The organism is Synechococcus sp. MU1648, from assembly GCF_023630615.1.
Lineage (GTDB): Bacteria > Cyanobacteriota > Cyanobacteriia > PCC-6307 > Cyanobiaceae > Parasynechococcus.
Window position 1 is genome coordinate 481,075 of record NZ_JAKUHI010000001.1, and the last position, 23,591, is coordinate 504,665.

The window sequence follows — 23,591 nt, forward strand, 5'->3', positions numbered from 1 at the left end:
GAACGCCAAAGGCGCAGTGCGACAGGTTATCTCAACGTGAGAATCGACTGGTGCGCTCAGGACCCCTGATCCGTAGACTGCCTCGGGTGACCCCGAGCTGGTGGTGGATCCGCTCCTGAGACCACACGTCCTGGGTGGCCATTCGACCCGCCATAGCCTCGGCATAGAGGCTGATCCGACGGCGTGTGGCGGCAGCATCCTCATCGAGGAGTTCAAGCCGAATCCTGCGCACGCCTGCCCGCAGCAGCGACGGAAGCGCTTCCACCCCGGATTGCGCAGTCCCATTGAAGAGCGTGTTGCGACAGCCCAAATCGGCACGCAGGGGATGGTCAACGCCACTGCGATCCCTCAGCGTTACGTGGTGCTTCTCGCAGGGACGACCGCAGTCGGTGTGGTCTTTTCCGTCGGACAAAAAGGCACAGAACAGGCAATGCTCCATGTGGAACAGAGGCATGTGCTGATGCAGGGTGACCTCCAGCAAAGCTGGTTCAACAGCAGCCGCCAAATCCAGCAACTGCTGAAGGTTGAGGTCGTAACTCGCGGTAATGCGCTGCAGCTTCCAATGGTCGCGATACCAGTGAAAACTCAGAGGATTGGCAGTGTTGAGGGAAAAGTCGCCGATGCAGGGGGCCAAAGGGGTCAACACCTCCAGCTGATCGGCATTGCGCACGAGAAAACCGTCAGGGCGAGCGCGAATGAGTGGCTCAAGGCTCCAGCGTTCGTCGGGTCGTGTGATCCGTGCCCCGGCCAGCCAGAGTCCATCCGGCCAGCAGCCTCGCCCCATTGCCACCGCTTCCCGTAGCTCTCGGGGCTGCTCAAGGTCCGCAACCACCGACTGGACCGGCAGGCCCTCGTCGGAGAGATTCACCAGTGTCTGCAACTGCTCAAGACTGCGCACCAGAACAACAAGACCCGGCGCCGTCTCGCTCTGCGGGGCGAGAGATTGGGGACACATTCTGGCCAGCAGCTGCTTGGCATCCGCCCGTTCGGAAGCAGCCGGGATAGAAGCTGAGCCTGTTGTGTCGTCCAGCGAGGCCTCCAAAAGCTCAAGCAAAGCCCTGCGCATGCGGTTCAGCTCAGCCACAGGCAGGAAAAGATCTCCCTGCAGCTGGATTTCCAGAGACTGAAGCGACCAGCCTGTACCCCCCAGCCGTCCCAGTTGCTCCTGGAGCCGTTCACGATCGAGGGGGCGCTGGGAGGCTTGCTGCAGCGGCATCATGCTGATGAGCTTGAGATCCAAGCCCTGCGGGGCCAGCAATTGCAGTTCGAGCGGTGCATCCAGCCGACCGGACACCCGCAGTGCCAGATCCCGAGACCGGGCCTCCACCGTTCGGCGCGCAGCACGCTGCCAACGGGACTGCCAGTCGGGGTCGCTGGTGAGCCACACCGACGCTCCAGGGCTCAAGCCAGAGAGATCCGCACGATCCGGACCCAGCCGCAGCTTCCAGCGTTCGGCGCCCATCCGCTCACACACCATGATCCGGCCACCGATTTCCCGTGGTGGTTGCAAGGGATCAGACGAATGTTGTTCCAACACGATCCCCTGACCAGGATGCAACTGCTCTCGACTGCGCAGGTGCAACCAACCGCCCCGCTCAACCCGAAGCAGCTGCCCCAGCAGCGGACCACGCTTTTTGCTCCAGCGGCCATGCACAAGGCGACGGTGGTTCACCCCCTCCAGCCAACCGGTGGAGAGCCCCCTGGAAAACGCCAGCTCCAGCTGGCGTTGAACCTGCAGGGCCGAGACGGGGATCTGATCCAAGCGTTGCCGATAGGCATCGGTTACGGCAGCCACATAGGCCGCATCCTTTAACCGCCCCTCGATCTTCAGACTGGCCACGCCGATCCGCTGCAACTCCGGCAGGAGCTCCCAGGCAGCAAGATCCTGGGGTGACAGCAGATAGCGCTGATCTTCGAGAGCGCGGGGCTCACCATCCACCACCATTTCGTAGGGAAGACGGCAAGCCTGAGCACATTCGCCTCGGTTAGCACTGCGCTGGCCGAGGGATTCACTCGTCAGACACTGCCCGGAATAGGCGACGCAAAGGGCGCCATGCACGAAAACCTCCAACGGCATCACGAGGTTCCGCTGGGCCAGTTGCGCCTGCAGGCGCTCGAGATCACGAAGGGCAAGTTCACGGGCCAGCACAACCCGCTGACAACCAAGCGCTGCAGCCTGGGCAATCCCCGCTGAGCTCGTAATCGACATTTGGGTGGAGCCATGCACGCAGAGATTCGGCACAAGGCGCTGAGCCAACCGACAGAGCCCAACGTCCTGGACGATCACCGCATCAACAGCCGCCTCGTCGGCAGCAATCAGCAACTGTGCCGCTGCCGCGAGTTCATCACTGAACACCAGCACGTTGAAGGTGAGGAAGCCCTTCACATCGCGCTGATGCAGCCATTGCATCAGCTCAGGGAGGTCATCAAGTCTGAAATTTTCCGCCCGCTGCCGAGCATTGAAGGCATCAACACCGAAGTACACCGCATCAGCGCCGGAGGCGACGGCCGCCTGCATCGCAGCCCAGTCGCCGGCTGGAGACAGCAGCTCAGGGACGGTCAAGGATCGCGCCTGGAGAAGCGACGGGCCGCCTCAAAGAGACGCAATGCATCCGCATTGCCCTCATAGCGCCAATGCCAGGGTTCGTACATCACACCCTGCTGATTTCCCTGAGGGAAAGACAGAACAAAGTGATATCGAGCGGCATGGTCCTGGAGCCAGCGAAAAGCGTTGGTGTCTTGAAAGCTCTGGGAGAGGTTGGTTTCAGGAACCCGGCCATCACCAAGATCAACGGCATAACCAGTGCTGTGCTCGGAGTAGCCCGGTGGAGCCGATACCTGGGCACGTTCCTCTGCAGTCTGATTACGTTCCGAGGCCACATCAAAAAAAATGGACTCCTGCAGGGCCAACGAGCGAAACCCGCTGAGCAAGCGGAGATCGACACCGTCGGCCGCAGCGGAACGCATCATCGTGTCGAGGGCATCGGCTGCCTCCAAATTCAGTTCAATCCCCGGTTGAAACACGATGAGTTGATCAGGTTGCGCTTCGCGATAAGGGAAGTGCCCCAACAGGCGTCCATCCGCATCGGGACGTTCACGAAAGCCTGAAATCTCGAGGGTCTGCGTGGGTTGCCGTCGAGACAACAGGGTGGGAGCGACCAGCACCGCTACCAGGGTTCCAGCGCAGATAAGTACGAGTCCGAAAAGCAGACCAGCAGCGCCATTTCCCTTTCGTTGACGCGGCGGTCGTGTCCGACGGGCGACCGGAATATCCTCCCGCTCGGTGCGTCGCGCAGAGGAGGCCCGAACCAAAGCGCTGATGCGTGTTGTTTCGATCGTAAAGGCACTGGCCAGTTCGACCCACAAAGGTCGTTGTGACAGTGATAGCTTCAAAAAACAATCCAGCGGAGACGGGCTGAGATGTTGCGAGTTGCGGTGATCGGCGGTGGCCCCAGCGGCTCCTGTGCTGCAGAGATTTTGGCCAAGGCAGGAATTCAGACCTGGCTGTTTGAGCGCAAACTCGATAACGCCAAACCCTGTGGAGGTGCCATTCCTCTCTGCATGGTTGAGGAGTTCGAGCTTCCGGACGAGATCATCGACCGCAAAGTGCGCAACATGAAGATGATTTCCCCTTCCAACAGGGAAGTGGACATCAAACTTGATCCCCTCGGCTACGACGACAACGCCTACATCGGCATGTGCCGTCGGGAAGTCTTCGACGCCTTCCTCCGCAACAGAGCCGCTGATCTAGGAACGACCCTGATCAATGGTCTGGTGCAGAAGATCGACACCGGTACCGACCGTCAGGGGCCATACACCATTCATTACGCCGACTACAGCGGCGGCGGCCCCACTGGAGAGCAGAAAACCCTCGGTGTCGATCTAATCATTGGTGCTGATGGCGCCAACTCACGGGTGGCGAAAGCCATGGATGCCGGTGATTACAACGTGGCCATTGCCTTCCAGGAGCGGATCAAGCTTCCGGCCGAGGAGATGACCTACTACGAGGATCTCGCGGAGATGTACGTCGGCACCGATGTGTCACCTGATTTCTATGCCTGGGTGTTCCCCAAGTACGACCACGTTGCTGTGGGAACCGGAACCATGCAACAGAACCAGAGCCTGATCAAGGGTCTGCAGAAGGGCATCCGTGAACGGGCCAACAAGCGCCTGTTCCAGGGCGAAGTGATCAAGGTGGAAGCCCATCCCATCCCTGAGCACCCTCGTCCGCGACGGGTTGTAGGCCGAATGGCGCTAGTGGGCGATGCAGCTGGTTACGTCACCAAGAGTTCAGGAGAAGGGATTTATTTCGCTGCCAAGAGCGGCCGGATGTGCGCTGAAGCGATCGTGGAAATCTCCAACAGCGGTGCTTCCATCCCAACGGAAAAACAAATCAAGTCGACCTACATCAAGCGCTGGGACCGGAAGTACGGCGCCACCTATGCGGTTCTCGACATCCTTCAGCGCATTTTCTACCGCAACGACGCCGCCAGGGAGGCCTTCGTCGAGATGTGCGACGACAAGGACGTACAGAAGCTGACCTTCGACAGCTATTTGTACAAGCGGGTGGTGATGATGAATCCCTGGCAGCAGATCAAGCTCACCCTTCGCACTGTCGGCAGCTTGATCCGGGGCGAGGCCCTGGCTCCGTCGAAGTACAACCCTGTTCCCTCAGCAGTTGGTCGTTCAGACGGCGATTTTCTTGCCGAGGAAGCTTCACAGCAGATCAAGGCTCAGGCCACTGAGTCGAAAGGATCCAACTCCAAGGAAACGGAGTCGAAAGAAAAGGCCGGCGTCTCCTGAGGAAGGCCGGCCCCAAACAACCCTGAAGTTGCTGGTTAGTTGCGCGACTCGATCGCTTTGCCAGCAGCATCTTTGATCCTTTCAATCCCCTGCTCAATGTTTTTGGCGGGGGATGTTTCTTTCTTGGTCGTCGACCAGACGTTGACGGCGTAGATGGCTGCTGCCGCCACGATGATGGCCGCGATCACAGTTCCAAGGCCGTTACCTCCTTGGCGGATCACGACAGGCTGCTGCTGGGTGGTGTTGGTCTCTTGTTCAGGCATTCCAAAGGAATGGACTGGCTCCTACTTAGCCACTGGGGCCGGAGCTGCCATTCATTTGGATTGAATCGATTCAAATTCAGCCAACACAGAAGCCTGATTGCGCAGAACGGCCAGCAGGTTGAGGCGGTTGAGCCGCAAGTCGGGGTCTTCGACCATCACCATCACGCTGGTATCACCATCGAAGAAGGCCTGAAGAATCGGGGTTGCGGCCACCAGCGCATCGGCTAGAGCTTGATACGACCGCTGCTGAGCCAAAGGTTGCAGCTGCTCCAGTGCGGCGAACAGATCCTGCTCACTGGCCGACTCGAAGCGTTCAGCCTGAACCACATCGCCAGCAACAAGCTGATCCCGTGCCAGTTCACCCTTTTCGGCCAGCTTGGCGGCCCGTTGAACAACCGCTTGCACGGCATCCAACTGGCCGCTATCCCGGAGAACACGCAACAGCTGAAGCCGCTGTTTCACGTCGAGAGGATCACTGAGCAAACGCTGGTTGGAAACGGCGTCTCCAGCAACAGCCTGCACCAGATCCGGAGCAAAGCCGTCGTCTTCCAGCTGGGAGACGATTCTCTGACGCATGAGCTGGCAAAGATCGTTGTGCAGCTGACTGGAGTCGACCGCAAAGGCCGGGAACAGGGCAGCCCACTCCGCCACTGCATTGGTCAAGAAGGCCATGAGGTCCAGGCGCCAACCCATCCCCCAGAGAATCTGCAAAACACCGTTTCCAGCACGGCGCAGGGCATACGGATCTGAGGATCCCGTCGGGCGCTCGCCTTTGGCAAAGATGCTGAGCAGCAGCTCCAGCCGTTCCGCCACGGCCACCACAGCCCCCGCAGGCGTTGCTGGCAGGTCATCACCGGCACCTCGGGGCAGATAGTGCTCCACCACAGCAAGGGCGACCTCGCGGGGCTCGCCCTCCTCCAGGAGGTACTTACCACCCATCAGGCCCTGGAGTTCCGGGAACTCGCCCACCATCTGACTCACCAGGTCGTTCTTGCAGAAATGAGCTGCTCGCTGGGCCGCATCCGTAACGGCTTGATTAAGACCGAGTTGCTTCAACAGCAAGCCAGTGAGCCGCTCGATCCGCTCGGAGCGGTCGAGAAGACTGCCCAGCCCTTCAGCGAAGGTGACTCGATCAAGGGCTTCACGCCGAGATGCGCTGGACTGACGTCGGTCAACGTCCAGGAAAAATTCGGCATCCGCAAGACGCGCTCCGAGAACGCGCTCATTGCCGCGGACAATCAGGGAGGCTGCCGGAGCCAAGCCGTTGCCCACCAGCAGGAACTGAGGACGAAGCACCGCATCAGCGGTCAGTCGGAGCGGGTCAGCCTCCAGGCCAGGCACTTGCAGCGGCACATAACGCTGATGGGCCTGCATCACCGTGCTGATCACTTCGGGAGGGAGCTGCAGGAAACGCTCAGCGATGGTTCCCTCGAGGACCCTTGGATCCTCGACAAGGTCGACGAGTTCCTCGAACAGGGACTCTGGACAGTCGGGAGTTCCGTTAGCGGCTTGAGCCGACTGATCAAGACTGGTACGGATCCGTTTGGCTCGCTCCGTGCGGTCAACAACAACACCTGCAGCGTCGAGGGTCTCAGCGAACACATCCGCCGATGCGATGGAGAGCGGCTCGTCACCATGAAGCCGGTGGGCACGGCTGAAGCGATCGCTGCGGACCTCAGGGTCAGCGCCATCCAGCACCACAGGAATGACCTTGGAGCCCTGAAGGGCGAGCAGCCAGCGGATGGGGCGACTGAAGCGCTGGGCTCCCGTTCCCCAGCGCATGAAGCGCCGCCCTTGGAGGGCATCGATCCATTGGGGGATCAGAGCCTGAAGGAGATCAGCACTGGCTTGACCAGGGGTCAATACCGTTGCAAAGACGCAGGGGCCCTTTGGCGTCTCTCGCTGTTCCAGCGCTGAGGGATCGACACCGCAACGCTTGGCGAAACCGATCGCCGCAGGACCGGGAATGCCGTCCTTGAAGGCTTGAGCAACGGGGGGACCTTTGCGGTCTTCCTGAAGATCAGGTTGTCCGTCTTCCAGATCGGCGACGGAGACCACCAGACGCCGGGGGGTGCCGAACACCGACACAGCCCCGTGCCCAAGCCTTGCCTCACGCAAGTCGCGACTGACCCGCTGCTCAAGCTGGGTCAGCGCTTGCTTGACGAAATCAGCGGGAAGCTCCTCGGTGCCGATTTCCAGAAGAAAGGTTGCCGTCACGCCAAGGTCAGAGCCGGAGGCGACTGTATTGGAAGCCGTTTCGCTACGTTCAAATCAAGAAGTCCTTTTCGGGGTGGGGGAAAGCTCCTTGACAGTGGCGGAAACCGGATCTCAATCCCTGTCTAAGGCGGAGCAGCGCAAGCTGGACAGTGACCATCTGCGCGACCCACTGCTGAGCGAGCTCAGCAACGATGAGGTTCGCTTCACAGAAGATGCCGTTCAACTGCTGAAGTTCCACGGCAGCTACCAGCAGCATCACCGCGAACTGCGCAAAACCGACAAGGTCCGCAGCTGGCAGATGATGCTGCGGCTGCGCAGCCCAGGGGGACGCATCCCCGCCAGGCTCTTTCTGGCCCTGGATGAACTCTCCAATCGTCTGGGTGATGGAACCCTGCGGGCAACCACCCGCCAGGCCTTCCAGATGCATGGCATCCCCAAGGCTGATCTGAAAGAGGTGATCGGCACCATCGTTCGCAACTTGGGCTCGACCTTGGCGGCCTGCGGAGATATCAACCGCAATGTGATGGCGCCTCCGGCTCCCTTTGAGAAGGGCGGGTATCCCGTTGCGCGCCGCCTGGCAGATGAGATTGCGGATCTACTCAGCCCTGAGGCTGCTGAGGGTGCTTATCTCGATCTCTGGGTGGATGGTGACCTGAGTTATCGCTTCAAGCCCAGCCGCGCCGTTCGGAAGGCCAGGAAGCGCCAGAGCGAAGACGGTGTGTTTTCAGGCAGCTCTGAGGAGCCTCTGTACGGGGACACCTATCTCCCCCGGAAGTTCAAGGTGGCCGTCACCGTGCCGGGGGACAACTCCGTGGATCTGCTCACCCAGGACATCGGTCTGGTGGCCTTTACCGATCCTTCAGGCGAGCTTCGGGGCTGCAACGTCTATGTCGGCGGTGGTATGGGTCGCACCCACAACAAGGAGGAGACCTTCGCCCGCACCGCAGACCCCCTTGGCTACGTCGAAGCCGCTGACGTTCTCGATGTGGTTCAGGCGATCCTGGCGTTGCAACGGGACCATGGTGACCGGGAAGTGCGTAAGCACGCCCGCATGAAGTACCTGATTCATGACAAGGGCATTGAATGGTTCCGCGAAACCCTTTGCGCTACCTACTTCAAGGGAGCACTCAAAGGTCTGCGCAATGAGCCAAAGGCCAAACTGCTCGACTACCTCGGCTGGCATCGGCAGAAGGCAGGGATGTGGTTCGTGGGGCTGCCCCTGCTATGCGGTCGCCTGAACGGTGATCTGAAAGCGGGACTGCGGCAACTCGTTGAGACCTACCAGCTGGAGATTCGTCTCACAGCCAATCAAGACCTGCTCCTTTGCAACATCGGTACCTCCCAGCGCGCCAGCATTCGCACGCAGCTTGAGGCGATGGGCTTTGAGGTGCCTGAAGCACCAGCCCGCCTCGCCAGACATGCCATCGCCTGCCCAGCACTCCCCACCTGCGGCCTGGCGATCACCGAATCGGAGCGCATCCTTCCAGATGTTCTTGATCGCCTGGATGCCCAGCTGCGGCGGCTCGAGATCGAGAAGTCGCTCCTCGTGCGCATGACCGGCTGCCCCAATGGCTGTGCTCGGCCTTACATGGCGGAGCTGGGATTGGTGGGCAACGGAGTCAACCAGTACCAGCTATGGCTCGGTGGGACCCCCAACCTCCAACGTTTGGCGCGTCCATACATGGAGAAACTACCCCTCGACGATCTTGAAAAGACCCTCGAACCGTTGCTGCTGAGCTGGAAGGCCGCCGGTGGTCGACGCAGCTTCGGGGATCACATCGAAAAGCTGGGGGATCAGGAGGTGAGCGCACTGTTAGCGGCCTCGGCATAGACCGCTACAGCAGCACCCTTGCGCCAGGCCCAGAGCTGATCACCGAACGAGTAGTGCCACCACTCGTTCGGGTGCTGGGCGAAGCCGGAAGCATCCATGACATCGGCCAGAAGCTGCCGACGTTGATGCCAGCAGCGGGCATCGGGTTCCTCCTCTCCGGCGTAATGCTCGGGCTCTGAAATCGCACCAATGGCATCGATCTCTCCACCCATCTCCAGCAGGATTCCCTCACGGCTACTGAGGGTGAGATCAACAGCGGCACCGGTGCTGTGGGGTGGCGGTGTGGCTGGATCGCGGCTGGGGGCGGCCCAGAACCGCCCCACATCGGCAACCACCCGGTCGAAGGCGTCCCCCGACATCAGTTCAACCCCGCGTTCGCGGCAGAGGTCGGCAATGCTGTGCTCCACCATGAAGGCCTGCACTGCGATCGGGCGCCACGCATCGAAAATGCTCAGGCGAAGGCTGGGGTCGTGAGCGCTCAGACGCTGCTGCGCCTTCAGCAGACGCTGAACCACCCCTTGGCGCAATTGGAAGGGATTCCCTGAGGCCCCATAGGGTGCACCGAGCGCCATGTAGGGATGGGGTTCCATCCGCAAGAACTCCCGAGGGAGGTCTTGCAGCGGCTCACCGCACTCCTCGATCGGGATAGGGCTCCAGGGGCGCATCGAATCGTTGAGAGGGGATGGGTCAGTTCAGGGGGGTGCCGCCGCTGAGGCGACGCTGCTGCTCATCCAGGGTCTTGCGCAGCAGCGGGAGCTGTTCAAGGTCTGGATCGTGTTTCAGCAGCTCCTGAGCCGCCGTTCGTGCATCCTCCAGAACAGCACCATCATCGGCAAGGCTGGCCAAGGCCAGATCGGGCAGGCCCGACTGACGGGTCCCCAACACCTGTCCAGGACCGCGCAGACGCAGATCCATCTCAGCGATCTCAAAACCGTCGGTGGAGCGCACCAGCACATCCAGACGCTGGCGTGCCAAGGGATTGGAACTGCCGTTGATCAGCAGGCAGTGGGAGGCGGCGGCGCCCCGACCGACGCGACCCCGCAATTGATGCAACTGCGCCAGTCCAAAGCGCTCGGCATGGTCGATCACCATCACGCTGGCCTCAGGTACATCCACGCCCACCTCCACCACCGTGGTCGACACCAACACCTGGGTTTTACCGGTGGCGAACCCGTTCAACACCGCCTGCTTATCGACACTGGAAAGACGACCATGCAGGAGGCCGACAGCCAAGTCAGGGAAAACCTCCGAGGCCAACTCGGCATGAACTTCAACAGCCGAACGAAGCTCGAGTTTCTCCGACTCATCCACCAGCGGCAGGACCACATAGGCCCTCTGGCCAAGCTGCACCTCCTCACGGATCAGCTCATAGGCCTTCTCGCGCTTACCGGCCGTGAGCATGCTAGTGCGAATCGGTGTGCGACCTGGAGGTAATTCATCGATCTGGCTGACATCCAGATCCCCATGCATCGACAACGCCAGGGTGCGTGGGATCGGCGTCGCTGTCATGGTGAGCAAGTGGGGCTGCAACCCCTTATTGAGCAGACGATCCCGTTGGTGAACGCCGAAGCGGTGTTGTTCATCAACCACCACAAGCCCCAGGCGATTGAAAACGACCGGATCCTCAAGAAGGGCATGGGTCCCCACAAGAACCTTCAGAGAACCATTGGCCAAGTCATCCAACAGCTGACGGCGGCGTGGTCGTGGTGTGGATCCCGTCAACAAGGCGACGCTGACGTGAAGCTGAGGCAACCACTGGCAGAGATTGCGGTAATGCTGCTCGGCCAGCACCTCCGTGGGGGCCATCAGGGCCCCCTGCCAACCAGAGGCGATGGTGCTGAGCAACGCCGCAATGGCGACCACCGTCTTTCCCGAACCGACATCCCCCTGCACCAGTCGGGCCATGGGTTCGGTGCGACCGAGATCGGCTTCAATTTCCTGAAACACGCGTTGCTGGGCTGCGGTGAAGCGGAAGGGAAGAAGGTCCACGAACTCCCCCACAAGCCCATCGGCACTGGTCTGAAGATCGAGATCAGGCCCCGTCCGAGAGCGCAGCAGCTGACGTCGTCGTAACAGGCCCAACTGCAAGAGCAGAAACTCATCGAACACCAGCCGGCGGCGGCCCCGATCGAGGCTTTCACGATCCTTCGGCGCATGCAGCGCTTGCAAGGCTTCCGCCAATGTCGCCAGCTCGAATCGCCGTTGCAGCTCTGCAGGAAGGGGATCGGGCCAGGTGGCCGCGAGGGGCAAGACCTGATCAATCAAGCTGCGGAAACGGTCAGCACCAACCCCTTCGGTGAGGGGGTACACCGGCAGAAGACGACCGATGCTGGGGGACTTCACAGGAGAAGAGGGGCTGTCCAACACCTCAATCAACGGATCCTGGAAGGTGATGCCGTAGGGGCCGTCCTTGACCAGACCACTAACGGCCACGGTGGCACCAACGGGGTAAAGGCGCTGCTGACCTTTGAGGTACGCCGGAGAACTGAAGCGTTTGCCAGCCAGGAAGCGACTCACCTTCAGGCGACCTGTCGGATCCTGTAGCTGGAGCTCAATGATGGCGAGATTGGTGTTCCTTGGGCTGACAAATCCATTGCAGCGGCGGATCGTGGCAACAATCGTGGCGGTCTCCCCCGACACCAGCGCCTCAATACGCCGCATCGCCGAGTAGTCGACATGATCACGGGGGTAATAGCGCAGCAGGTCGCGCACCAGAAGCAGGCCGATCGATGCCAGCCGTGCGGCGAATTTCGGACCCACACCACGGATTTGCGTGATCGGACTATCGAGCTGCAACGGTGACGCAGGCGGTTGAGCGCCCTCTCCAGCCTTGGAGGACGACTGAACCTTCAGCCTTGGCGGTGCCATCGGGGCCGAGGGTTCCAGGCGATGGCGCAGCTCATACAGCCACTGGCGAGCATCGGTAACCAGACGCCGGCGGGCAGGATCAGCCAACTCCGGATACTCGGCGAAACCAGCGCTGAGCCTGGTCATCCGATCGGTTACGGCCTGAGGGAAGGGCAGTGCCGGCGGGGCTGCAAGCTGCTGCTGCAGAAAGTCGTGAAAACGCTGCTGGCGACCCTGCAAGTTCCGAAAGCCTCGGTCGGCCTCCAACCCCAGCGAACGCTGGATGGGAAGCATCCATGCCAACAACAGCGACAGTTGCTCGCCGGTCAGTCCCCGCTCAGCTGCTGCGTTGAATCGGATGGGGTCTGCCAATGGGTACGGGCCTCACGATCGAGGGAGCGACGCTGCCAGTGGCGTTGCTGCCGAACCATTGTGAGCAGAGCATGGTGGTGAGTGCGCAAACGCTTGCGGCACTGACGCAGTCGTGGGCTGTCGAACTCCAGATCGTTGCTGCGCAGGAGCACACAAAGAACATCCATGCCCTGGTCGAGATCACCGACGGCCAGAGGCAGCCGCAAACGCAACACATTTGTGGCCGTTGGCTGTGTTTCCACCTGACCCTTGAGGACGGCATCGAGAAGGCTGATGGGCAGAAGCGTCTGGGCCAGCCCTGAGCGCAGCATCTGCACATTCACAGCGTGGGACAGGTTGCGAAGCCGTCGCTCAAGTGCCTGATCCATGGCCTGGATCCAATGCAACAGCGCATCCGGCTCACGGGGAAGGAAGTGGTCGTCGCCTTCAACAGACTGATCAAATGCGCCACTGGCCTCGACGGGCATTTGTGCCTGCTGCATCGCATCACCGGCCAGCTCGAACAGCGAGCGGAGCACGTCAAGATCCCCTGAAGGTTGGCTGTCTGGTTGTTCAGGGAGAGGTTCAACAACGGGACCTGAACCTGGATCTCTCTGGGGGGAATCGAGGGGGGACGCCAGGCTCAACTGAATCGAGCCACTGGGTTCGTCCTGCTGCGGAGAAGACGATGGCGACTCGGACGCAGCGTCTCTGTTCAACGGCTGACGGCCGAGGTTCTGAAGCATGGTTCGGCTGGCATGGGCCTGCTGCCGTCGCTGCTCTTGCTGCATCTGCTGAACAAGCTGCATCAGCTGCTCCACCGTGAGCAGGACGCTGCAGCGCTCAATCAGATTGTTGACCGACGCATGGAAGTTCTGGCGGGTCGAGTCTGGAAGCCGACTAAATCGGGAAGGATCAACCTCGCCGAGAAGATTAAACAGAGCCTGACGGGTGGCTCCTGGAAGCAGCTCACGCAGCACCTGCAGATAGAGAGCCTGCTCCCGGTAGAGGGCGATGGCCCGCAGCCGGCACAACCGTTCAAGGCGCGCCAGCTGATCTGACGGGTCGTAAGCAGGCCTGACGTCCGGGTCGGACAATGGAATCAGCCGGCGCTCTGCATGGACGCCACTTCAGCGGCGAAATCGTTCTCCGCCACCTCGATGCCCTCACCAAGGGTGTAGCGGGTGAAGCGACGAACCTTCACGTTCTCGCCGATCTTGCCGGCAGCCTGCTTGACGAGATCAGCAACGGTGATTGAGCTGTCTTTGATGAAGGGTTGCTCCATCAGAGCGAGTTCCTTGAGGCGCTTGCCAATCCGACCTTCAACGATCTTTTCCTTCATCTGTTCAGGCTTTCCGTCGAGGTCGTCTCGGCCCATCTCAATCGCCTTCTCGCGCTCACGGATCTCGTCGGGGATCTCGTCGGTGGTGACGTATTCCACGTTGGGGCATGCCGCAACTTGCATTGACACATCCCGAAGAAGTTCCTGGAACATGTCGCCACGAGCCACGAAGTCGGTTTCGCAGTTGACTTCGATCAACACACCCACCCGGGCGCCGGTGTGGATGTAACTGCCGATCGCACCCTCGGCAGCGGTGCGTCCTGATTTCTTTTCAGCGCTGGCGATGCCTTTCTGGCGAAGCCATTCAACGGCTTTATTGGTGTCCCCATCCGTTGCGGCCAGGGCCTTTTTGCAGTCCATCATTCCCGCGCCGGTCTTGTCGCGGAGTTCTTTGACAAGCTTGGCGGATACGGCAGCCATCGGTCGGAAGGGAAGAAAAGGGTGGATGCGCCGTTCTCCGTTGACGGAGAACGGCGAGGTCGAGAAGGGAAAGAGTGATCAGGCGTCGGCGTCGCCGCCACGCTGATCGTTGGAACCGTGGCGACCTTCATTGATCGCGTCGGCCAAACGACCCAGGACAAGCTGAACGGAACGGACAGCGTCGTCGTTGCAGGGAATCGGAACCTCGCAGAGGTCCGGATCGCAGTTGGTGTCGAGCATTGACACCAGGGGAATGTCGAGCTTGCGGGCTTCAAGCACCGCATTGGACTCACGGCGTTGGTCCACCAGAACCACGACGTCGGGGAGACGGCGCATGTTCTTCAGACCGCCCAGGTACTTCTGGAGACGCTCAAGTTCGCGACGAAGCACCGCACCCTCTTTCTTGGGGCGCATGGCAATGGCGCCACTGGATTCCATCCGCTCCAAATCCTTGAGACGGTCGATCCGGGCCTTCATCGTGGTCCAGTTGGTGAGCATTCCGCCCAACCAGCGCTGGTTCACATAGGAGGCTCCGCAGCGGGCAGCTTCGAGAGCAACCACTTCAGAAGCTTGCTTCTTGGTGCCAACAAAAAGGAAGCGCTTGCCGCTGCGAGCAGCGGAACGGGTCCACTTGTAGGCGTTGTTCATGCAGACAGCGGTCTGCACAAGATCAATGATGTGAACACCATTGCGCGCGCAATAGATGTAGCGCGACATCTTGGGGTTCCAACGACGGGTCTGGTGCCCAAAGTGGGCACCAGCCTCCATCATCTCGGCGAGGGTGACGACAGCCATGGTTTGTGGGTTTCGGGTTCGCCTCCACCTGCCAGGGACCTGAACAACCAGCAGATGCTGGTGTCACGGTGCACCCGAAACGGGCAGGTGTGCGGAGTGAAAGGACCTATAGAAGGTATCAAAACGTTGATCAACGCAGTCCAGCTGCTTTGGCTTCGCGGAACAGGGCACGCACACCGATGCGATTCAGAGGCAGACGAAGCAGCTCCATTGCAGTCCCCGGGTAGCCATGACGAATTAACCAGCGGAGCAGGGGGCGAAGGCTGGACGGATTAATCAGCCCCCCGAAAGTCAGAAGCTCCCAGAGGATCCGATGGAACCAGGTGAACTGGATGATCAGGCGCACCCGCCGGGTTGGATGTTTGCGGAAGAACACCAGCCCCATGCGGGCCCGTTCTCCCTCCACTTCCACAAGGCGGGGGATTTGATCGAGGCTCAGAGCAGGGTGCCAGTGATAGCCGACAGCGGCAGGACACTTCACCAACTCAACCCCCATCCGCCGCAGGCGCTCACCAAGTTCCAGATCCTCCCAGCCGTAGAGGCGGAAACCTGTGTCGAACAGGCCTGAGCGCTCCAACACCGCCCGATCGATGGCCACGTTCCCCGTAGCGAAATAGGCCCAAGACAAGTCCCTCAACTTGTGACGTTCGGAGCGGGGCGCCTCGAAGTTGGCCGTGTTGATCACAGCGCCATAGGTGAAACAAAGGCGATCACCCCGTTTCTGCCAGCACTGCCTCAGGGCTAGTGCGTGGGTCGCCAGAAAGGTCTCTGTGACCACCAGGTCACTGTCGATAAAAACAATGACGTCACCACGGGCATGATCGACGCCCCGGTTTCGCCCTTCCGCAGGACCACCATGCTCCTGCTCAATCAGACGCACATGGGGGAAACGATCCGACTGGTGCCGCAGCCACGACGGCGTTCCATCGGTGGAGCCGTCGTCGACCACGACAACCTCGTAATCATCCAGAGCACCGTCGAGCTGCTGATCTTCCAGTGCCGAGAGGCATTTCTCGAGAATCGGGCGTCGGTTGTAGGTCGGAATAACGACGCTGACGAACATCGCGACAGCCGATGCAGAAGGAACCCACCCTACGAACAACAAAAAAGGGGCCCGAAGGCCCCTTTTTTCTGAACATTGCTTGGCAGATCAGTCCGCCGCGCCACCATTGTTGGCGGTTCCGGTCACGCCATTGCCAGCGCCTTCACCACGGCCATCGTTCCGCATCTTGCGCTTCTTGAACTTGCGGGCGTAGGCGCGGTTCCGCTCCTGCTTCTCTTTCTTCAGGTTTCTGCGCTTGGCCATGCGGAACTGCGGGCTCTTGAATCAACGTTGAGTCTACTCAACAGTATTCAGCAGACGCCCATCCTCCATCTGGAGCACGCGATCGGCGACATCAACGATGCGTGGATCATGGGTCACCATCAGCACCGCACAGGACTGTTCGCGCGCAAGTCGGCGCAGCAGCTCCACCACCTCCCTGCCGGTGCGGCTGTCAAGGGCGGCTGTGGGCTCGTCCGCCAGGAGCAGCCTGGGATTAGCCGCAAGGGCACGGGCAATGGCGACCCGTTGCTTTTGTCCTCCAGACAAGTCATGGGGGACTTTGGCCATGTGGTCCTCAAGGCCTACGGAGCGGAGCCACTGACGGGCCTCATCCCGACGGGCCCTGTAACTGAGATCAGGCAGAAGATCAGCTCCCATCTGCACATTCTGTTCAGCCGTGAGGCAGCGCAGGAGGTTGTGCCCCTGAAAAATCATTCCAATGCGTCGGCGCACCTGCTGGCGACGACGACGGCCGGCTCCATCCAGGGAGTGCCCAAGCACAGACACCTGGCCCTGCTGAACCGTCCGCAAGGCGCCGATCAAGGTGAGCAGCGTTGTCTTGCCACAGCCGGAGGGTCCGGTCAGCAAAACCACTTCGCCCGGCTCGATGCTGAAGCTGATGTTCTGAAGAACCTCGCGGCGCATCTCCCCTTGACCGAAGGCATGGGAGAGGTTGTCGACAAGAACAGCGGGCATCAGAAGATCTCCGCAGGATCTGCATCAATGAGACGACGCATGGCCAGGAACGACGACAACATGCACATCACCAGGATCATCACCAAAACGGTGAGCGCCCGCGAGAGATCCATGCCGACGGGCAGCTTGGTGGCGTCACGAACGAACCAGTACAGACCCTGACCGGCCATGTAGGCGGGGACGTACCCCATCACCGCCAGATAGAAGCCCTCACGGACCACCACTCCCAACAAATGACTGAGGCGATAACCCATCGCCATCAAGGTGGCGTACTCAGGCAGGTGATCACTCACATCGGTGTACAGCACCTGGTAGACGATCACGCAGCCCACAACGAACCCCATGGCAGCGCCGAGGGTGAAGATGAAACCAATGGAGGTGCTGCTCTTCCAGTAGTTCTGCTCGAAGTCGATGAAGCCCTGCTTGGTTAACACCAAAACATCCTTGGGCAGCCGCTGGCTTAATCGGGACACCACCTGCTCAGGATCCGCTCCTGGCTTCAACCGCACCAGACCCACTTCGATCGCCCCAGGCGGCTTCTGAGGCATCAGATCGAGAAACGTCTCGGTGCTCGTAAGCAGATTGCCGTCGGCACCGAAGCTGGTGCCCAGGCTCACCAGACCTGCCACCCGGACGCGGTTGCCAGCGATTTCAGTTTCCACCACCCGGCCATCGCGATACCAATCGGCAATGGGTCCGAATTCGGGGCGTGACAGCTGATCAAACAGGATCCGTCCTTTCTGCTTGAGAGCGTCAGTTTTCTCAGCCAGGGAGGGGTCGACGAAGAAGGGGTCATCGGGATTGAAGCCCAAGGCCAGGATCGACCGGTTGCGCCGCGTTTCGGGGTTGCGCCAGAGCATCAGCCCCCAGTGCACCGGGGTCACCCCCTCGACATCGGGATCAGCCAGGGTCTGAACCAGCCGCCGCCTGGGAAAGGCCTCCATGCTCACGGAGCTGGCGGAGCGGGGACTGATCAGAACGACATCGGCATCGAACAGCCGGTGCGCCGTGACGCTGGCGTCAAAGAGGCCATCACGGAATCCGAGCTGCATGAACATCAGAATTCCCGCAAAACTGATGCCGGCAAGTGCCACCAGCAAGCGAACGGGCTGGCGCGTCAACAACAGCCAGGAGAGGGGAATCCGACGCCCCCGCCAGAACCGGTTCATGGATCGAAGCGGGCAATCACCTTCAAGCCAGCCAAACGGCTGACTTTGGCTGCATCTTCAGGGTTGAGCACCACATCAACGACCACAACGCGGGCGTCGGCATCGCCGGTGGGATCGGTGGAGAGAACAGACCGTTGTTCCACCTGCGGGCTGATGCGCAGCACGCGCCCGACAAGTTCACCGCGGAAGCCACCGTTCTCACTGGTCAGGCGAACGGACTGGTCGGGGCTAATCCGAGCGATATCGGATTCGTAAACCTCGATGCTGGCCTGCATCGCCTGGTTGGCCCCCACGTCCATCACTCCCTCCACGCCAGGGCGCTCGCCTTCACGGGCGTGCAACTTGAGCACGACACCATCAATGGGAGAAATCAGCTGGCTCAGCTCGAGATCGGCCATGAACCCCTTGCGTTCAGCCAGGGCCTGATCCCGCTGACCCTGGAGGCGCACCAGCTCCTCCCGCTTGTTGTCCACCAAAGACAATTCAGCAGCTCCCCAGTCCGCGGCTTGCGTGAAACGCTCAACCTCAATGGCCTGAAGACGGATCTCCTGGTCCAGGCTTCTCAGCTCAGCGTCAACACGCTCAAGGTCTGCCAGGAGGCCATCACGGTGATCAAACGCCGCCAAAACTTGGCCTCGCTTGATCGCATCTCCCTCGTTCACCTGAAGTGAGGCAACCCTAGGGGTCCCCGCCATTCCCGCATTGGGAGCCGCCAAATTGCGAATGTCCCCCGCAGGCTCAAGTTGCCCCAAAGCAGCAACGGCTTGCGGACGAACCGATCGTTCAGCAGGCGGGGCAACAGGTGTTGGGGCCGGCGTTGGTCGAAGCAACCAGCCCCCCACTGCAGCGATGACCAAACTTCCAGCCACAACAGACCAGCGCTTGGGACTCATCACGGTTCGGGTGGATTGTCGAAGAGCAGCAAATCGATGTAGCGATCGGCCCAAGCCGAATCGAAGGCCTTCTCGAGAACGCGTCGGGTCTTGTCGTTGCGTTTCTGCTGAAGGCAATAGTTCAGCTGGCCCTCATATCGGCGAACTGTAGTGAGAGATGTCGACGGTTCGGGAGTCGCTTCGATCACGCTTGTTGCCATCACCTGCAGGTAGTGGCTCACCAGGTCATGAAAGGCCGTCTCCTCTTCCACACCATCCGGGCGAATGAAGCAGACCTTGCTGGAGAAGATGGCTGATCCCCACGCCGGTAGGTCCCGGACCTGCCGAAACGCAGGCCAGGGCTTGGCCTGGAGACGATTCAGCAACTGATCCGGTAGGGCACCTGAGGTGGGAGAAAGATCGACGATCGCGGCGGAGATGCCAGCCGGGCCGGCCACGATGTCAGCCCCGAAAATCGGCAGGTCGTAGCAGGGATCCGGGAACCAAACGCTGTGGAGGATTTGAAGACCGTTCCCGAGCCGCGCGACCTCCAGATGCAATTTGCGAAGGCCGACACAGCGAAAGAGTTCATTCCCGATCGTCAGCCCTTCGCCATCGAGCTTCCCCTTGATGAAGCGCAAATCATCATCACAGGGAAAGATCTCCAATCCAGGTAATCCTTGCCAGGCACTGCGAATCGACGCTGCCAAGGCGTGCACAAGAGGATGCTGTCCTGGCGGTTGCGCCAGCGGCTTGGGCTGCATCGAAGAAGCAGGCACAGAATGGAACTTTGCCACGCAGTTCTGAACATTCCGTTCTCCGGCCCATCACTGGACCATTGGACTCTCCCCAACGGAGTGCGCTGCGTGACGGCAGACATGCCGGATGCACCCTTGACCTGTCTCGATCTTTGGTGCCGCGCAGGCAGTGCCAGTGAGCATCCAGGGGAAGAGGGAATGGCCCATTTCCTTGAGCACATGGTTTTTAAAGGAAGTGAGCGGCTAGCCGCAGGGGCCTTCGATGAGGCGATCGAGGCCCTGGGTGGCAGCAGCAATGCAGCCACGGGGTTTGACGACGTCCACTTTCACGTGCTGACACCACCGGATCGGGCCCGCGAAGCGTTGGATCTGCTGCTGGAACTTGTTCTGCAGCCGAGCCTCGATCCAGGCGGGTTCAGTACAGAACGGGGGGTGGTTCTGGAGGAGATCGCGCAATACGCCGATCAGCCGAATGAGCAGGTGCTGCAACTGCTGCTCAGCAAAGGCTGTGACCAACACCCATATGGCCGCCCCATTCTTGGAACCCCCCGCAGTCTGGAGGCCATGACCCCCGGCGCTATGGAGGCGTTTCACAAACGGCAGTACCGCGGTTCCAACTGCTGCCTGGCGGTGGCCGGCCCCGCATCCACTGAGCTGCGCTCCGCTATTGGCTCCTCGGCTCTGGCCGGACTCCGAAATGCCCCTGGCCCCTCAGCCCGGTCAGCCCCTCTGAGCGTGCACCCCGGACGCCAGAGCGTCGCAGTGGATCGCCTGGAATCAGCTCGCCTGCTGATGCTCTGGGAAGCCCCCAAGGCCCAGGATCAGGGCGGCGTGATGGCGGCGGATCTCGCTACGACATTGCTGGGGGAGGGACGACGCAGTCGTCTCGTCAACCGCCTGAGAGAGGAGCTTCAGGTCGTTGAAAGTGTGTCGATGGACCTCTCGGTTCTGGAGCAGGGGAGCCTGATCACCCTGGAAGTGATCTGCCCAGATGAGCATCTGGACGCTGTTGAAGAGGAGGTCAACCGTGAGTTGCGCACCATGGCGCGCGAGCTTGTCACCGATCAGGAACTGAAGCGGGGTCAACAGCTGGTGAGCAATGGGCTCCGATACGCGTTGGAATCGACGGGTCAGGTCTCAGGACTCTGTGCCAGTCAGACCCTCTGGAACCGTCAGCAGGACCTGCTGCACCCCCTTGCCTTCCTCCCAACGTGGACAGCGGAGCGGCTGCGCTCGGAGCTGTTTCCCAGGCTTCAACCCGAACAGGCCTTCGTCCTGACGGCCCAAGCCAAGTCGGAGCACGCATGAGCAACCCCGAACTTCTGGTCGAACCGGTCGCAACCCCGGGGATATTGGCCGCAAAACTGCTGCTCCCTTTCGGCAGCGCAGAGGACCCTGCTGGGGCTCGGGGAGCCCATGACCTGCTGGCGTCCCTGCTCAGCCGAGGCTGCGGAAATCACAACAACCTTGAGCTGGCTGACCTGGTGGAGGGATGCGGCGCCGGTCTGCGCTGTGATGCCCAGGAAGACGCCCTCATCCTGAGCCTGCGCTGCACGGTGGAAGATGCCGAGCATCTTTTGCCCCTACTGGCGCAAATGGTGCGAGCCCCCCACCTTGAGCCCGATCAGGTGGCCCTAGAACGTTCGCTCACGATTCAGGCCCTACAGCGGCAAAGGGAGGACCCCTTCCATTGCGCCACGACCGGCTGGAGGCAACTGACCTACGGCAGCGGTGGTTATGGCCATGACCCTATGGGCATCACCGAGGAGCTAATCGACCTGGATCGGAAGGTGCTGCTTCCCCTCGCCGAACGGCTGCCAGAGGCCTCCAGTGTTCTCGCCCTTGCGGGCAGCGTCCCGCAAAATCTTGTCGATCAACTCCATTCGCTTGAGGACTTCCGCAACTGGCCCAAGGGCAGAGCCAAGGATTCCGCCAGCCGACTCCCCTACGCCGAAGGAGTAGGCACCGCAACAATCCACCTTGAACCGATGGACACCGAACAAGTGGTGCTGATGCTGGGTCAGGCAACGTTGGGGCATGGCCAACCGGATGAGCTGGCCTTACGGCTGTTGCAGTGCCATCTAGGGGTTGGAATGTCGAGCGTGCTGTTCCAGCGCCTGCGTGAAGACCATGGCGTGGCCTACGACGTGGCAGCCCACTTCCCTGCCTTGGCCGGCCCCGCACCCTTTGTGCTGATGGCGTCAAGCGTGGAGGAACGAGCCAACCTCGCCCTGGACTTGCTGCTGACGATCTGGGATGAGTTGCGCGAGCAACCCCTCAGCGAGGCAGAGCTTGAGCTCGCAAGAGCGAAGTACATCGGCCAGCTCGCCCAAGGACTGCAGACCTGCTCCCAAAGGGCTGAGCGGCGCGTTCAGCTGAAGGCGCAGGGCCTCCCCGAAGATCATGACCAGAGATGTGTTGATGCCCTTTCCCAACTGACACCGTCTGATGTTCGCGATGCAGCAGCGCGCTGGCTCGGTGAACCACGGCTCAGCCTGTGCGGAACCTCCGGAGCACTGGAGCAGCTCGCACGACGCTGGCAGCGCCGTGTTGCTGGTTAGTCCGCCTTAGCGGCATCCACGGGATCCAGCCGGTCGAGCGCAATCAGGAACGTGCCCCGACGGAAGCGGACGGCCACCGTGTCCATCGGATGGAGCGCAACCACCTCACCCACTTCACCGGCCGCCACCAGATCCGGGGGACGCAACATCGGCATCGGATCAGCGGATTTCAGGAAAGGAAGCTGCTGCTTCAGGAGCAGGCGATCACCAATCGATACCGTCATCTGAACTGGGCAGGATCTGCATTGTCGAGCAGGATGGGCCGAGTTGACGGATTGATGTGAGGGCTCTCGCCTCCTGGTGTGGTGCCCTGGCGGGTCTGCTGGCCATCCTCATTGGTGGTCTTGTACCGGCAGCGATGTATCTGCCTGTGCCGGAACCAATTGTTCTGCCCCTGCCCGTGACCTGGCAGGTGCCAGCCCTCCTCCTCTGCGCCATGGTGAGCGGCCCGCGCGCCGGTGTGATGGCCGCCGTTGGGTATCTGACCCTGGGACTGTTCAGCCTGCCGGTGTTCCATGGCGGTGGCGGGCTGAGCTACGTGCTGGAACCAGGTTTCGGCTATCTGGCGGGTTTTGTTCCGGCGGCCTGGCTCACCGGTCGCCTGGCGCAGCAGGACGGCATGAACGACCTGCCCAGACAGTCGCTGTCCGCCCTTGCAGGGCTCCTGGTTCTTCAGATCTGCGGTCTCCTCAATCTCGCCATCGGGGCCATTTTGGGTCGATGGACGCTTGGATTTCTCGAGCTCCTGATGCAGTTTTCCATCGGCCCATTGCCTGCACAGATGCTGCTCTGCATCGGTGCAGGACTGCTCTCGGTTGTGTTACGTCGGCTGTTGATCATTGAGTCATGAACAGAACCCTGCCGCGTCAATCCACCCTGCTCATTGCTCTTGTCATCGTTGTGGTGGACCAGGTCAGCAAGGGTGTGGCCTCCAGCGTTTTGCAGGATGGCCACACCCTTCCCCTGCTACCGCACCTGATCTCCCTGCAGTTGGTGCACAACACTGGAGCCGCCTTCAGCGTGCTGCGGGGATCAACTGCCCTCCTTGGACTTCTCAGCTTGGGGGTCGGCATCGGGCTGATTCTCTGGATCTGGCGACAACGGGTCCTGCCGTTTTGGCAAGCACTTGCTTCAGCAGCGCTTCTTGGCGGCACCCTGGGCAACGGGCTCGATCGCTGGCGCCTGGGTTACGTGGTCGATTTTCTGGCACTCGAACCGATCGACTTCCCGATCTTCAACGGAGCCGATGTCGCCATCAATCTCGCTGTGCTCTGCTTCGGCATCGATCTCTGGACCCGTCGTGGTGACACCAGCCGTGGCTGACCCAAACTTGCCCTGAGGC

General features: G+C 60.9%; 22 protein-coding genes. 6 read left to right on the plus strand and 16 right to left on the minus strand.

The annotated features are described in order from the left end of the window. Positions 1-31: 31 nt before the first annotated feature. Both NCN06_RS02885 and NCN06_RS02890 read right to left on the minus strand, forming a co-directional pair. Positions 32-2,563, minus strand: coding sequence for a peptidase U32 family protein (locus tag NCN06_RS02885; RefSeq protein WP_226397714.1), 2,532 nt, complete (start codon positions 2,561-2,563; stop codon positions 32-34). After that, the gene (locus tag NCN06_RS02890; RefSeq protein WP_226397715.1) at positions 2,560-3,366 is read right to left on the minus strand and encodes a M15 family metallopeptidase; all 807 of its coding nucleotides are present in this window, start codon (positions 3,364-3,366) and stop codon (positions 2,560-2,562) included. Before NCN06_RS02890 ends, NCN06_RS02885 begins: the two co-directional genes overlap by 4 nt. A 54-nt stretch (positions 3,367-3,420) precedes the next feature. Here NCN06_RS02890 and chlP point away from each other — a divergent pair, with 54 nt between their 5' ends. After that, on the plus strand, positions 3,421-4,803 hold the full coding sequence (gene chlP, locus NCN06_RS02895; RefSeq protein ID WP_115023276.1) for a geranylgeranyl reductase: 1,383 nt from the start codon (positions 3,421-3,423) through the stop codon (positions 4,801-4,803). A gap of 35 nt (positions 4,804-4,838) precedes the next feature. Here the strand turns inward: chlP and NCN06_RS02900 are convergent, their stop codons facing one another. Continuing rightward, the gene (locus tag NCN06_RS02900) at positions 4,839-5,066 is read right to left on the minus strand and encodes a hypothetical protein (RefSeq protein WP_226397716.1); all 228 of its coding nucleotides are present in this window, start codon (positions 5,064-5,066) and stop codon (positions 4,839-4,841) included. 51 nt (positions 5,067-5,117) lie between these two features. After that, positions 5,118-7,283: a glycine--tRNA ligase subunit beta gene (gene glyS / locus NCN06_RS02905; protein ID WP_250398641.1), complete on the minus strand. Its 2,166-nt coding sequence runs from the start codon at positions 7,281-7,283 to the stop codon at positions 5,118-5,120. Between the two features lie 88 nt (positions 7,284-7,371). Here glyS and NCN06_RS02910 point away from each other — a divergent pair, with 88 nt between their 5' ends. Next, entirely contained in the window at positions 7,372-9,114 is a 1,743-nt protein-coding gene (locus NCN06_RS02910; protein ID WP_226397718.1) for an NADPH-dependent assimilatory sulfite reductase hemoprotein subunit, read from the plus strand. Here NCN06_RS02910 and NCN06_RS02915 read toward each other — a convergent pair. The 11 genes from NCN06_RS02915 to NCN06_RS02965 form a co-directional block, all read right to left on the minus strand. Next, entirely contained in the window at positions 9,078-9,779 is a 702-nt protein-coding gene (locus NCN06_RS02915; RefSeq protein ID WP_226397719.1) for a M15 family metallopeptidase, read from the minus strand. The genes NCN06_RS02910 and NCN06_RS02915 overlap by 37 nt on opposite strands. A 22-nt stretch (positions 9,780-9,801) precedes the next feature. Continuing rightward, a complete protein-coding gene (gene recG / locus NCN06_RS02920; protein WP_250398677.1) occupies positions 9,802-12,255 on the minus strand; it encodes an ATP-dependent DNA helicase RecG in 2,454 nt (817 codons plus the stop codon). A gap of 32 nt (positions 12,256-12,287) precedes the next feature. Further along, entirely contained in the window at positions 12,288-13,409 is a 1,122-nt protein-coding gene (locus tag NCN06_RS02925) for a hypothetical protein (RefSeq protein WP_226397720.1), read from the minus strand. Positions 13,410-13,414: 5 nt separating this feature from the next. After that, positions 13,415-14,074: a translation elongation factor Ts gene (gene tsf / locus NCN06_RS02930; RefSeq protein ID WP_166018271.1), complete on the minus strand. Its 660-nt coding sequence runs from the start codon at positions 14,072-14,074 to the stop codon at positions 13,415-13,417. Between the two features lie 78 nt (positions 14,075-14,152). Next, the gene (gene rpsB, locus NCN06_RS02935; protein WP_115023287.1) at positions 14,153-14,869 is read right to left on the minus strand and encodes a 30S ribosomal protein S2; all 717 of its coding nucleotides are present in this window, start codon (positions 14,867-14,869) and stop codon (positions 14,153-14,155) included. A 130-nt stretch (positions 14,870-14,999) separates the two neighbouring features. After that, complete coding sequence (locus tag NCN06_RS02940; protein WP_166018269.1) at positions 15,000-15,932, minus strand: glycosyltransferase family 2 protein; 933 nt, start codon at positions 15,930-15,932, stop codon at positions 15,000-15,002. 87 nt (positions 15,933-16,019) lie between these two features. Further along, positions 16,020-16,175: an Asl3888 family RNA-binding protein gene (locus NCN06_RS02945; protein ID WP_006850288.1), complete on the minus strand. Its 156-nt coding sequence runs from the start codon at positions 16,173-16,175 to the stop codon at positions 16,020-16,022. Positions 16,176-16,208: 33 nt separating this feature from the next. Further along, complete coding sequence (locus tag NCN06_RS02950) at positions 16,209-16,889, minus strand: DevA family ABC transporter ATP-binding protein (RefSeq protein WP_250398642.1); 681 nt, start codon at positions 16,887-16,889, stop codon at positions 16,209-16,211. Beyond that, positions 16,889-18,058, minus strand: coding sequence for an ABC transporter permease DevC (devC, locus tag NCN06_RS02955; protein ID WP_226397722.1), 1,170 nt, complete (start codon positions 18,056-18,058; stop codon positions 16,889-16,891). The genes NCN06_RS02950 and devC overlap by 1 nt, the downstream gene beginning before the upstream one ends. Further along, complete coding sequence (locus tag NCN06_RS02960) at positions 18,055-18,951, minus strand: HlyD family efflux transporter periplasmic adaptor subunit (RefSeq protein ID WP_250398643.1); 897 nt, start codon at positions 18,949-18,951, stop codon at positions 18,055-18,057. Before NCN06_RS02960 ends, devC begins: the two co-directional genes overlap by 4 nt. Next, positions 18,951-19,694, minus strand: a complete 744-nt coding sequence (locus NCN06_RS02965) for a phycocyanobilin:ferredoxin oxidoreductase (RefSeq protein WP_250398644.1) — start codon at positions 19,692-19,694, stop codon at positions 18,951-18,953. Before NCN06_RS02965 ends, NCN06_RS02960 begins: the two co-directional genes overlap by 1 nt. Before the next feature lie 18 nt (positions 19,695-19,712). Here NCN06_RS02965 and NCN06_RS02970 point away from each other — a divergent pair, with 18 nt between their 5' ends. Together NCN06_RS02970 and NCN06_RS02975 are read left to right on the plus strand one after the other, a co-directional pair. Further along, positions 19,713-20,996 (plus strand): M16 family metallopeptidase, encoded by a 1,284-nt coding sequence (locus NCN06_RS02970; protein ID WP_226397725.1) that lies wholly within the window; start codon positions 19,713-19,715, stop codon positions 20,994-20,996. Continuing rightward, on the plus strand, positions 20,993-22,249 hold the full coding sequence (locus tag NCN06_RS02975) for a M16 family metallopeptidase (RefSeq protein ID WP_226397726.1): 1,257 nt from the start codon (positions 20,993-20,995) through the stop codon (positions 22,247-22,249). Before NCN06_RS02970 ends, NCN06_RS02975 begins: the two co-directional genes overlap by 4 nt. Here NCN06_RS02975 and NCN06_RS02980 read toward each other — a convergent pair. Further along, positions 22,246-22,473: an NAD(P)H dehydrogenase assembly family protein gene (locus tag NCN06_RS02980; protein ID WP_166018254.1), complete on the minus strand. Its 228-nt coding sequence runs from the start codon at positions 22,471-22,473 to the stop codon at positions 22,246-22,248. The genes NCN06_RS02975 and NCN06_RS02980 overlap by 4 nt on opposite strands. A 56-nt stretch (positions 22,474-22,529) precedes the next feature. Here NCN06_RS02980 and NCN06_RS02985 point away from each other — a divergent pair, with 56 nt between their 5' ends. Then, complete coding sequence (locus NCN06_RS02985) at positions 22,530-23,099, plus strand: biotin transporter BioY (protein ID WP_115093777.1); 570 nt, start codon at positions 22,530-22,532, stop codon at positions 23,097-23,099. Then, entirely contained in the window at positions 23,096-23,572 is a 477-nt protein-coding gene (gene lspA, locus NCN06_RS02990) for a signal peptidase II (protein ID WP_226397727.1), read from the plus strand. The genes NCN06_RS02985 and lspA overlap by 4 nt, the downstream gene beginning before the upstream one ends. The last annotated feature ends 19 nt before the right edge of the window (positions 23,573-23,591 follow it).

Excerpts from the sequence above, each read along its gene's own strand:
- chlP (WP_115023276.1), top strand. The coding sequence starts at position 3,421 with ATGTTGCGAGTTGCGGTGATCGGCGGTGGCCCCAGCGGCTCCTGTGCT.
- NCN06_RS02900 (WP_226397716.1), bottom strand. The coding sequence starts at position 5,066 with ATGCCTGAACAAGAGACCAACACCACCCAGCAGCAGCCTGTCGTGATC.
- NCN06_RS02915 (WP_226397719.1), bottom strand. The coding sequence starts at position 9,779 with ATGCGCCCCTGGAGCCCTATCCCGATCGAGGAGTGCGGTGAGCCGCTG.
- recG (WP_250398677.1), bottom strand. The coding sequence starts at position 12,255 with ATGCTTCCCATCCAGCGTTCGCTGGGGTTGGAGGCCGACCGAGGCTTT.
- tsf (WP_166018271.1), bottom strand. The coding sequence starts at position 14,074 with ATGGCTGCCGTATCCGCCAAGCTTGTCAAAGAACTCCGCGACAAGACC.
- rpsB (WP_115023287.1), bottom strand. The coding sequence starts at position 14,869 with ATGGCTGTCGTCACCCTCGCCGAGATGATGGAGGCTGGTGCCCACTTT.
- NCN06_RS02940 (WP_166018269.1), bottom strand. The coding sequence starts at position 15,932 with ATGTTCGTCAGCGTCGTTATTCCGACCTACAACCGACGCCCGATTCTC.
- NCN06_RS02945 (WP_006850288.1), bottom strand. The coding sequence starts at position 16,175 with ATGGCCAAGCGCAGAAACCTGAAGAAAGAGAAGCAGGAGCGGAACCGC.
- NCN06_RS02950 (WP_250398642.1), bottom strand. The coding sequence starts at position 16,889 with ATGCCCGCTGTTCTTGTCGACAACCTCTCCCATGCCTTCGGTCAAGGG.
- devC (WP_226397722.1), bottom strand. The coding sequence starts at position 18,058 with ATGAACCGGTTCTGGCGGGGGCGTCGGATTCCCCTCTCCTGGCTGTTG.
- NCN06_RS02960 (WP_250398643.1), bottom strand. The coding sequence starts at position 18,951 with ATGAGTCCCAAGCGCTGGTCTGTTGTGGCTGGAAGTTTGGTCATCGCT.
- NCN06_RS02965 (WP_250398644.1), bottom strand. The coding sequence starts at position 19,694 with ATGCAGCCCAAGCCGCTGGCGCAACCGCCAGGACAGCATCCTCTTGTG.
- NCN06_RS02970 (WP_226397725.1), top strand. The coding sequence starts at position 19,713 with ATGGAACTTTGCCACGCAGTTCTGAACATTCCGTTCTCCGGCCCATCA.
- NCN06_RS02975 (WP_226397726.1), top strand. The coding sequence starts at position 20,993 with ATGAGCAACCCCGAACTTCTGGTCGAACCGGTCGCAACCCCGGGGATA.
- NCN06_RS02980 (WP_166018254.1), bottom strand. The coding sequence starts at position 22,473 with ATGACGGTATCGATTGGTGATCGCCTGCTCCTGAAGCAGCAGCTTCCT.
- lspA (WP_226397727.1), top strand. The coding sequence starts at position 23,096 with ATGAACAGAACCCTGCCGCGTCAATCCACCCTGCTCATTGCTCTTGTC.